The sequence below is a fragment of the Desulfobacula sp. genome, from assembly GCF_021107415.1.
In genome coordinates this window covers 1-11,469 of the sequence record NZ_JAIOSW010000153.1, presented here as the reverse complement: position 1 = coordinate 11,469, position 11,469 = coordinate 1, and the positions used below count along the sequence as shown (strand labels likewise).

Sequence of the window (11,469 nt, the reverse complement as noted above, 5' to 3'; positions counted from 1 at the left end):
TTTAACCTTTAAGGTTCAGACGCCCTTAAAAGGCGGTCTTGCAAAGTCGACGCCCTCATCTGAAATCTGCAAGAAGGATATCAGGAGGACGGAAGCTGCTCTACGCAGCTACGGCGTAATTATAATCATCTGCGATTATGTTTATGCTTTGCCAAGTTTACGAGCTGACAAAATACTCGGTATGCTACCTCAGGCCTCAAAATCTCCGTCGAAGCCATTTCGCCCCCAAATTGTAAAAGATCAAATATGCTTATATTATAGATTTAAAAGTTTAAAAAGTCAATAAAGACAAACATAAAGACAAACTAATAGGATTGTTTTTTTCGTTCTCTATCAAGGTCTCGTTTCATATCTTTTTTTTTGATGCTTTCTCTTTTATCATAAAGTTTTTTACCCCTGCCAAGACCGATCTTAACTTTAATGTTTTCATTTTTAAAATATATCTGCAGCGGCACGAGCGTATAGCCTCTTTCTTTGATTTTACTCCAAAGTTTTTTAATTTCATATCCATGAAGCAAAAGTTTTCTTGTTCTCAGGGATTCATGATTGCTGTAACAAGCATATTTGTAAGGTGAAATATGTAATTGTCTTAAAAAAATTTCTCCATTTTTTATATCTGCATAGGCATCTTGAAAACTGACCCTTCCCTCCCGGATGGATTTAACTTCGCTTCCAACCAAAACGATTCCTGCTTCATATTCTGATTCAATAGCATAGTTGTGCCATGCTTTTTTATTGGTCGCAATGATTTTAATATATTCTGAGTTCATTGATTATTCATCCGTCTCTCGAAAGGGAAGTATGTCTTGATATTCTTCTAAAATATAATCAGAAATTTCTTGTACAGTGATTAATGTCATAATTTTTTCAACAGTCTTTTCAGCTTGTTTGGTATCAAGGGCACGAATCATTCTTTTAACCGCTGGAATAGCGACTGAATTCATGGAAAAATTAGTTAAACCCATGCCAACGAGAACAGGCATATTAATTGGATCCCCCGCCATTTCACCGCACATGACAAGTTCAACGCCCTTTTTCTTTGCTGCATCATAGGTTATTTTAATCATTTTTAATATGGCTGGATTGAGTGCCTGATATAGATGGGCGACCTGTCTGTTTTGCCTGTCAATAGCCATGGAATATTGAATCAGATCATTTGTTCCAATACTGAAAAACTCTACATGCTCTGCAAGATCTTCGGCTATCATTACAGCCGACGGAACTTCAATCATAACTCCCAGGGGAATATCCTTATTAAAAATTTTATCTTCGTGTTCAAGTTCAAAAATCGCCTTATTCATTACCTGTTTGACCTGAATAATCTCTTCAACACAAGAAATCATGGGAATTAACAATTTTATATTTCCAAATGCCGCTGCCCTGAAAATGGCTTTTAACTGTGTAATGAAAATATCTTCATTCTCAAGGCAGAACCTTACAGCTCTTAATCCTAAAGAAGGGTTGGCCTCTTCGGCAGTCGTCAGATAAGGATTCACCTTGTCTCCATTAATGTCAAGAGTCCTGATGGTAACACTCTGGGGAGTCATAAGTTCGACAAGTTCTTTGTATTTACATAAAAGCTCATCTTCAGTCGGGAACCGTTTTAAATCAAGGTATAAAAATTCTGTCCTGAAAAGCCCGATATCGATTGCCCCAAAATCTTTGGCGGCAACAACTTCTTCCACAAGTTCAATATTGGCCATGAGGTTTAAGGAAATACCATTTTTTGTTACAGCAGGCAGGTGGCTCTCTCTTTCTAAACCGGCTCTGTATTCTTCGAATCTTGCCATACGATCTTCATACTTGAAAAGCGTATCTTCCTCAGGATTGATTATCAGTGTCCCAGAGGAACCGTCTACAATTAAAATATCATCATTTTTAGCACTGATAGTGGCAAAACCGAGTCCTAAGACAGAAGGAATTCTTAATGATTTTGCAATAATACTTGTATGAGAATCTTTTCCTCCACGGTCGGTGACAAATCCTTTTATCCGTTCGAGCTGTATCTGGCTTGCATCAGCAGGCGACAAATCATGCGCTACTATAATGACGCGTTTATTTATATCTGAAATCTTAATATCCTGGGCGCCAACAAGATATGACATGATTTTATCTGATACCTGAACGATATCATTCACCCTGGCCTGCAGATATATATCATCAATCTGTTCAAACATGGCCTTGACTTCTCTTGATACTTTTCTTAATGCCCATTCAGCATTAATTTTTTCCATGGAAATGGTATCAATGGTTTTGCCATACAACATTTTATCCTTAAAGAGCACCATATGTGTCTCAAGAATATTTAAATTCTCACCCAAATCTTTATCAAGGGAATCAATTACCTTGGCATGGTCATTTTTTGCTTTTGAAACAGCTTGTTTGAATCGATCTATTTCTTTTGGTACCAAGGCATCACTAACAGGATAGCGTTTAATGATATTGACGCCTTCTCTGTCAACAATATATGCTTTACCAATACAAATACCGGGTGAACCGCTGATTCCTTTGATAATGATTTGTCCTGATTTTGAAATATTCATCTTTATATTTCTCCGAAACCGGCTTCAAAAAAATCAATAATCTGATCAAGAACCACTCTATCTTCCTGATTTTCAATTTTAATTAAAATTTTAGTTCCTTTCACAGCACCCAGAGTTAGTATGTCGATAATACTTGTAGCATCAACTTTGATTGAATTTGCACAAAGCCAGACATCCGATTGAGCCAACTCGGCTATTTGTGCAATTTTGGATGCCGGTCTTGCGTGCATTCCAAGTTCATTTATAACCGATGTTCTACGAGCAATTATTCCTTTGTTCTTCAATCTTATTCTTTCCATGAAAATTTTTTCTTTTCTTTATATCTTTCCTTGAAAAATGTCAATGTAAGAGCCCGCTTATAATTGACTGTTATATTTTTGTATGATAGGCCTTTGACTTACAGATTTTAAAAACACATTTTAATTTATTTTACCATATTCTATCAATTTGATTGGATATAAACATAAAAAATTATTGGAATAATCAATATGAAAAAACATCATATTAACGGAAATTATCCCATTAATGATTTTAAAACTGGTGAGTCATGGCGGTTGTTTAAAATCATGGGAGAATTTGTCGAAGGAATTGACGCGCTGCATAATCTTGGTCCTGCTGTATCCATTTTTGGGTCTGCAAGAACCGATTGTGACCATCCCTATTATAAAAAGTGCGAAAACCTTGCTGCATTATTTGCCCAAAAAGGATATTCTGTTATTACCGGCGGGGGCGGCGGAATTATGGAGGCTGCCAATAAGGGGGCAGCTACAGGAGGTGCCGATTCTATTGGATTAAACATCACACTTCCATTTGAACAAAAGCCGAATCCTTATGCTACCACACAGATTGAATTTAAATATTTTTTTGTTCGAAAGGTTATGTTTTTAAAATATGCCCAGGCCTTTATTATTATGCCGGGAGGTTTTGGAACCCTTGATGAGCTGTTTGAAACCATTACATTGATTCAGACGCAACGGATCAGAAAGGTGCCGGTTATTCTTGTAGGTAAAGTCTATTGGGAGGGCATGGTTCATTGGGTGAAAGATCAATTCATAAAAGAAAAAATGATTTCAGAAAAAGATCTTAGTCTTTTTCATCTTTTAGATGACCCTGAAGAAATTGTCCGGGTGGTAGCGGATTTTCATAAGGACCGGTAAAAAATTTATCTTGCAACACCCTTTGAAAAATAAAAGGCTGTATTTAAAGGCAATTTTTTTATACCAATTTTGTTCATGATATCTTTTTTGGTTTCTTCCATGGTCAAAAAACCCTGATCCGAATAAAAGGATTTGCAAAACATTTCTCCCCATGAATTCAGGTAGATTGCCGTATATTCAGTTACTTTTCGTTGTTGCTTGGGTGCATAGAAATTGATGGATATAAACAGGCAGACCACTCTGTTTTTCAGCAATAACTGATCAAAACTGATTGTGCTTTTTATTAAGGGCCTGAAAAAATCATATAGGGTTTTAAAGAGCTTGCGGATATCATCAAAGGTCACATAGGTCGGGTTAGGCACTAAATTAATGACAATATTTTCATTATAAAGGCTATTATTAATCAACCATGCACCAATTTCTTCAATGGTATTCGCCTTAATCAAAGATTCTTCGGAATCATGAAATGCTTTTGCATTTTTATTAAGCAGATCCCAAGTCCCGATTTTATTATTTGCCTTAATATATTTAAGATGTAAACCTTGGAAATGCCTGTCACTTCGTGATATGAGAAGTACTTTTTCAACTTTGTCCGCTTGTTTTGAAAATTCAATAAAAACTTTTCTTCCAAGCACTGTCCGATCTTCAGGGCTGATCCTTGACTGACCATGAACCAGCCTTTCAAATGCCTTATTTACTGTTTTATATTTTTTGACCATAAATTTTTCTATGGTATTGGAAAGTGTTGTTATATCGCTATATGTCCAGGTTTTAAAACTGCCGATTTGAAAAATATTTTCCTTGGACCACCCCCATTTTTCCATGCATTTTTCAAGGAGTATTTTCCTAAGACCGAATACAGTATTATCAATATCAGAATCTTTTGAAATACCAAGCTTTAGGAAAAAGCAGGTAAGCAATAGTGTGACCGATTGTTCATCTTTAGCCGTTTCATAATATTTAAGAAGATTTTTTAATAAGATATAGTATGAATCATTCTGAGCAAGTTTTAAATGTGCTCCTGAATTCATCCACTCATCTTTATATTTATTGCACAAGAGGGATTCTTTGCCATACTCATAGATATATTTTTCAAGAAGTGCCATTTTGATTACGGATTTAAAAGGGCTTTTCAGCCATTTAAACATCTGCCAGATAGATGCACCAAAATATTCACTTGTTGATATGGCGTGAATATCGCCCAGATCAATATACCTGCCGATATTTGGGTGATCTGCAACATTCTTTAAGATACTGTTATAATAATTAATACTGATGGCTGTGGGTAAGACAGACCAAAGGGGTATCTTGCCTGCAACATAAATCATTGTTCTGTAAAATTCTTCTTTTAAAAGTCTTGTTTGTGCGGATCCTGAACTTTCAATGGTTGAATCACCAAAATCATTGTTTTTGGCTTTAAGGATATCAACTGAAAAGAATGTCACCTTTGTATTAAACTGTTCCCAGGCCATATTTTCCAGAATTTTCAGTTTCTTTTTGAACAATTTCAACCCCTGCAAAGTTAAGTGGTCTTCATTTATGCAAACCCAATAGTCGATATCTGAGTCTGCTGTCTGGGCAAGAGAACCGATGCTTCCTATGGTAAAGAGCCCTTCAATTGTATAATTTTGACACCGCCTGGCAATAATGTTTTCATTGGCTTTATATTTTATAAAGGTTTCTTGTGTTTCACGGCTTGGAATATAATCGCAGATGCCACAGGGCGTTTGATTATTAATGGTTTCAATACCTGGAAAGATAATGTTTTCATGGAGCAAAAAGGGTATGAGTTGAAATAAATCTGCCTGTTTGGTCTTGAAAATATCAAAGGCGGTCAGCAGGCTGAGTCGATTTTGTTTTAAGAACTTGCTCTCACCATAATGAATGAATTCACTGAAAATTAACATATCGATTTGAGTTACAATGGTTTCATCAATATGTGGCATATCTTTAAAGGAAAGTTGGAATTTTCTGGCATTATAATCTATATCATCTGTTTTAATGACGGATCTGGCACTGGTTGGAAATCTGCAAAATCTTGCATTCACACCTGAAAAATCTGCCTGGTCAATGTTTGAATTCACAAAGGATATAGCAGAAATTTTTGAGTAAGCAAAACATGAACCGGAAAGGTCTGTCTGGTTAAAGGATGTTTTTGAAATAAAGGAATTCAAAAAGGGAGCGTCCCTCAAGTTCGCATGATTAAAACTGCAATTAAAAATGGAAACATTTTGGAAACTGCAGTTTTTAAAAACACTTCCCTTTGCATTAACGTTAATAAAAAAAGCATTGTCAAAATTAACACAATCAAATTGTGTCTTTTGCATATCAACATTATAAAAAATGGTGCCCTTGAAAAAAGCATTGGAAAATGATGCATTGGAAAAATTACAATTCGTAATAATGCAGTTGCTGAAAAAAAGAGAAGAGGCAATAAAAACACAGGAAGAAAGGTCCGCATCTTTAATAGTTTCACTTTTAAAATCAATCGATGTTGACTGTTTATGGCTTTTAAGCTCTTCTATCCTTTTTTTGCTTGTGTTGATAAAAAGTGTTTTTATCAACCCCTTGGATTTCTTTAATTCGTGTTTGACCAATTGGATAGTGGGATCGAATTGAGTTTCAATACTCGATTTTTCCTGTGTTAAAAGCTGTTTTGTTTTCTCGATAAACCGGGTCACATCCATTCTGACGGAATCTCTGGAGTCGTCGTCATATTTTTTTAAAATTTTAACAACTCGCTCAGGTCTTTTTTTAATCATCCCGAGAACACAGGCAAGGTTCACTTCAAAATTTGAATTTAAATACTTTTCTTTGTTCAGAGCAATATCCTGAATAATAAAAAAAGAAATTTTAGATAAAGCGGATATTTCAATATTGATCACCGGCATAAGGGTGGGATAATTATCCCGTACCATTTCCAACAGTGTATACAGCGGAAGTTTACCCGATACAACAAGGGCCTTGAAAGCATGAAAGGCCTCTTGCTTATCACACTTATAAAAAAGTTCCAAAATCGGATAAAAAACTTCAGGATAAACCCCCATTGAAGACTTTTCAATTATTTTATAAATAGTAATCCTTACTTTTTTAACCTCTTCTATTGCCAGAATATCTAAAAGTAATTCCGAAGGGATTTTGGTGACAATCATGGCAAGCGCTTTAAGGCCTGTAATTTTTATTTCCGGAGATTGAGACTGTATTTCATTGGAAATAATTTGATGAGGATCTCTTAAATCAGGATTGATATTATTTAAAAAAGGATCTGCATCCCTTTGCATATCAAAAAGATCGGCATAGAATTGCACAACCGTTTTTCTTTGCTTAATTGATTTTAAAATCCGATTAAATGAAAATCCAAATTTTAACCTGATACTTGCGCATGTTTGAAGATATTGATCTACGAAGGCAAGACGTCCGGGTTCAGAAATAGTGAAAATAATTTTTTCCATGGCACCCATAGGGACAAGTCCCTGATAGACAGCCTTGAATGCAAAATGGGCTCCTTTTCCGTCAAATTCCAATAATGTTTTGAAATAGTAACTTAATTCTTTGAATGTCATATCCGGATTGATATGTGCATATATTCTGGAGCAGACTGATGCAGACTCTTTCATGCCTTTTAAATACTGCTCTTTATCAGATGGATCGGCTATGAGATTGCGTATTTTAGACTCAATGATCTCAAAACTTTTTCTGGCATTATTTCTTACGGAAAAATGATAAGATGTAATACCGGCCAAAGTCGGTAGGATTGAGAGATTTGGTTCTAAATCACCTGATTCTTTGACAACTATAGCCTTTTCTTCTTCAGATAATTTTTCCCATTGAGCTTCAAAGGTATTAAAATCGAAATTTGTGACTAAAGAGGACATAATGAATATAATTTTCCCGTTTTTACATTTACAAATAAAAATGATATAGGGGTATGTTTAAAATCTTTATAATTAATTAACGTTTATATCACAACACAATAATTTATGAAATTATTTGAACCAAACAACGAAAATAAAAACTCAGCCACTGCATACAATGCAGAATCAATCGAGGTTTTAAAAGGCCTTGATCCGGTCAAGAGAAGACCCGGGATGTACACAGACACTTCAAGCCCGAATCACATGGCATTTGAAGTTATTGACAATAGCGTTGATGAGGCTATTGCAGGCTATGCAACTCAGATTGATGTTATATTAACGGCAGATCACTCTATTATTGTTTCGGATAACGGGCGGGGGATGCCGGTGGATATCCATCCTCAAGAAAAAATATCCGGTGTGGAACTGATTATGTCAAAACTTCATGCAGGTGCCAAATTTTCCAATAAAGACTATAGTTTTTCCGGAGGGTTACATGGTGTCGGCGTTTCTGTGGTCAATGCATTGTCTTCCAGCTTAACAATTCATATCAAACGGGATGGACAAAAATACCGTATTGGTTTTGAAAATGGTTTTAAAACCGAAGAACTTACCATTGTAAACAATATCACAAACAAAGAATCCGGAACATCCATCCGGTTTTATCCGGATGGTTCCTATTTTGATACACCTTTGTTTTCAAGAAGATCATTAAAAGCTGCGTTAAAATCAAAAGCTATTCTCTGCAAAGGGCTTGTCACTTCCTTTTATGATGAAGCTACCAAAGAAAAGCTTACCTGGAAATATGATCACGGATTAGATGATTATCTAACCGAATACTTAATACAGAAACAATGCATTTTTTCCTCTCCTTTTACAGGAGAGGTTGAAGGGGAGGATATCCATCTCATATGGGCTGTCAACTGGACATTGGAATCAGGATCAAATCCTGAAGAAAGTTATGTGAATCTTATTCCCACAAGGCTGGGGGGTACCCATGTCAATGGGTTTAGATCAGGGCTGCTGGAATCGCTCAGAGAATTTTGCAAGTTCAGAAATCTTTTACCAAAGGGATTATATCTTGCACCGGAAGACATCTGGGATAAGGTGGGTTATATTCTTTCCGTCAAACTTTTAGATGCCCAGTTCTCAGGGCAGACAAAAGAAAGGCTTTCTTCACGTCATTGTGCAAATCTTGTAAATATCCAGGTGAGGGATACATTTAGTTTATGGCTGAATCAAAATATTAAACAAGGTGAAAAGCTTGCCGATTTTGCCATTGAAAATGCAAGAAACCGTATAAAAAAATCCAAGAAAATTACCAAAAGAAAGGCATCCAATGGTATCACTCTTCCTGCCAAATTATCCGACTGTTCAAGTGTTGATCAAAGCAGACGGGAATTGTTTTTTGTTGAAGGGGATTCTGCCGGAGGCTCTGCAAAGCAGGCAAGAGATCGACGTTTTCAGGCCATTATGCCATTGCGTGGTAAAATTTTAAATACCTGGGATATTGAATCTTCTATTATTCTTGAATCTAAAGAAATCAGAGATATCTCTCATGTTCTAGGCGTTTTGCCGGGATCAGATGATATTTCGAAGCTCAGGTATAATAAAATATGTATTCTGGCAGATGCTGACTCTGATGGTCTGCATATTGCAACATTGCTGTGTGCATTGTTTTTAAAACATTTCTCCCAAATTGTAAAAGGCGGACATGTCTATATTGCCATGCCGCCCTTATATCGAATAGACGTGGGCAAAGAAGTTTTTTACGCATTGGATGACTCTGAAAGAGACAGTATTATAAAAAGAATAAACCGGCGCAAAAAACATGGCAAAATAAATATTCAAAGATTTAAAGGGCTGGGTGAGATGAATCCGGCACAGCTTAAGGAGACAACCATATCACCGGATTCAAGACGGCTTGTCCAATTGACTGTAAATGATGAGCCAAATGAATCAGACGAATCAATAAAAGAAGTCTATGAGATCATGGATATGCTCCTGGGGAAAAAAAGAGCAAAGGATAGAAAAACCTGGATAGAAACCAATGGCCACCTAAAAGAGATTGAGTAATGAAAGAAACCCTTCCATCTGAAATTGAAAATTATGAAAAAATACCTTTTCAGGACTTTGCTGAAAAAGCGTATTTAAACTATGCCATGTATGTTATTTTAGATCGTGCCCTACCCCATATCAGTGACGGTCTAAAACCGGTCCAACGAAGAATTATCTACGCCATGAGCGAACTGGGATTGTCATCCACAGCAAAATTTAAAAAATCCGCAAGGACTGTAGGTGATGTACTGGGTAAGTTCCATCCCCATGGTGATACAGCCTGTTATGAAGCTATGGTTCTTTTGGCACAGCCTTTTTCTTTAAGATATCCTTTGGTTGACGGTCAGGGGAACTGGGGGGATCCCAATGATCCCAAATCCTTTGCTGCCATGCGGTATACAGAATCCAGATTATCCAAATATGCTCAAATATTTCTTCAGGAACTGGGTCTGGGAACTGTTGACTGGACACCCAATTTTGACGGAACCCTCAATGAACCGAGCATGCTCCCGGCCCGCCTGCCAAACATTTTATTGAATGGCTCAACCGGTATTGCCGTGGGTATGGCCACCAGTATTCTGCCCCATAACCTGCGGGAAGTATCTAGGGCTTTGATCCATTTAATAGATAATGAAGACACAAGTCTTGATAAAATATGCAAATTCATTAAGGGCCCTGATTTTCCCACTGATGCTGAAATCATCACGCCTGTGTCTGAAATAAAACAAAGCTATAGAACAGGTGCCGGAAGAATAAAGATGCGGGCTAAATTTCATATTGAAGATTCGGAAATAATTTTTACGGCTCTCCCCCATCATGCCTCCACGGAAAAAATCTATGAGCAGATTGCTTCCCAGATGGAAGCCAAAAAACTTCCAATGGTCAGTGATATAAGAGATGAGTCAGACCATGAAGAACCAACACGTCTGGTCGTGATGCCCAGATCAAACAGGGTAGATCTGGCCGCTTTAACTGATCATCTGTTTGCAACAACCGATCTTGAAAAATCATACTCGATTAACATGAATATGATTGGAATTAATGGCAGGCCTCAGGTTAAAAATTTACTTGATATCCTGAAGGAATGGCTTGAATTCAGAGCAGATACAGTAAGGAAAAAACTAAATTTCAGATTAGACAAAATTGTTAACCGTCTTCATCTTTTAGATGGTTTTCTCATTGCATTTCTAAACATAGACGAAGTGATTAAAATTATCAGAGCATCTGATAAACCCAAAAAAGATCTGATAAAAGCCTTCTCATTAACTGATATCCAGGCGACTGCCATTCTGGAAATCAGGTTGCGTCAGCTTGCAAAGCTTGAAGAAATTAAAATAAAATCTGAAAAAAAAGATCTTGAATCCCAAAAAAGACGGCTGAAAAAAATTCTTGGCAATGAAAAAACATTCAAAGAATATATAAAAGATGAAATAAAATCTGATTCTAAAAAATATGGAGATAAACGACGATCACCCATAAAAAAACGCAAAGAAGCTGAAAAATTCTCGGTTACCGATATAATAGATATTACACCTGTAACCATTATCCTGTCAAAAAACGGCTGGATTCGATCCGCCAAAGGCCATGAGATTAACCCGGAAACCGTTAAGTTTAAATCCGGTGATTCTTTTATGGATTACTTAAGGACAAAAAGTGACAAACCCATTATCTTTCTGGATAATACCGGCAGAAGCTATATGCTGTTTTCCCATTCACTTCCTTCAGCAAGGGGAAATGGGGAACCTTTAACCGGTCATTTGTCTATTCAATCCAATGCCCACATCAAATTCATGCTGTCAGAAGAAACCCAAAATCACTTCCTGGTCGGTTCAGACAGCGGATATGGATTTATTATTA

The 11,469-nt window shown here is 36.5% G+C and carries 7 protein-coding genes and 1 other RNA gene; 3 read left to right on the top strand and 5 right to left on the bottom strand.

From position 1 onward, the window contains the following. The 4 genes from ssrA to K8S13_RS08465 all read right to left on the bottom strand — a co-directional run. Positions 1–227, bottom strand: a transfer-messenger RNA (tmRNA) gene (gene ssrA, locus K8S13_RS08480); the annotation flags it as partial. A gap of 78 nt (positions 228–305) precedes the next feature. Continuing rightward, positions 306–770: an SsrA-binding protein SmpB gene (smpB, locus tag K8S13_RS08475; RefSeq protein WP_291461932.1), complete on the bottom strand. Its 465-nt coding sequence runs from the start codon at positions 768–770 to the stop codon at positions 306–308. A gap of 3 nt (positions 771–773) precedes the next feature. Continuing rightward, the gene (gene ptsP / locus K8S13_RS08470) at positions 774–2,543 is read right to left on the bottom strand and encodes a phosphoenolpyruvate--protein phosphotransferase (RefSeq protein ID WP_291461931.1); all 1,770 of its coding nucleotides are present in this window, start codon (positions 2,541–2,543) and stop codon (positions 774–776) included. A gap of 2 nt (positions 2,544–2,545) precedes the next feature. Beyond that, on the bottom strand, positions 2,546–2,842 hold the full coding sequence (locus K8S13_RS08465; RefSeq protein WP_291461930.1) for an HPr family phosphocarrier protein: 297 nt from the start codon (positions 2,840–2,842) through the stop codon (positions 2,546–2,548). Positions 2,843–3,031: 189 nt separating this feature from the next. Between K8S13_RS08465 and K8S13_RS08460 the strand changes: the two genes are divergently transcribed. Then, positions 3,032–3,700: a TIGR00730 family Rossman fold protein gene (locus K8S13_RS08460; protein WP_291461929.1), complete on the top strand. Its 669-nt coding sequence runs from the start codon at positions 3,032–3,034 to the stop codon at positions 3,698–3,700. Between the two features lie 5 nt (positions 3,701–3,705). Here K8S13_RS08460 and K8S13_RS08455 read toward each other — a convergent pair whose 3' ends face one another. Beyond that, positions 3,706–7,575 carry a class I adenylate cyclase gene (locus tag K8S13_RS08455; protein WP_291461928.1) on the bottom strand — a complete coding sequence of 1,290 codons (3,870 nt, stop codon included), beginning with the start codon at positions 7,573–7,575 and terminating at the stop codon, positions 3,706–3,708. A 105-nt stretch (positions 7,576–7,680) separates the two neighbouring features. Here K8S13_RS08455 and parE point away from each other — a divergent pair, with 105 nt between their 5' ends. Together parE and parC are read left to right on the top strand one after the other, a co-directional pair. Continuing rightward, positions 7,681–9,630: a DNA topoisomerase IV subunit B gene (gene parE / locus K8S13_RS08450; RefSeq protein ID WP_291461927.1), complete on the top strand. Its 1,950-nt coding sequence runs from the start codon at positions 7,681–7,683 to the stop codon at positions 9,628–9,630. Beyond that, positions 9,630–11,469: DNA topoisomerase IV subunit A (parC, locus tag K8S13_RS08445; protein WP_291461926.1), on the top strand; the 1,840-nt coding region annotated here is incomplete at its 3' end. The genes parE and parC, both read left to right, overlap by 1 nt.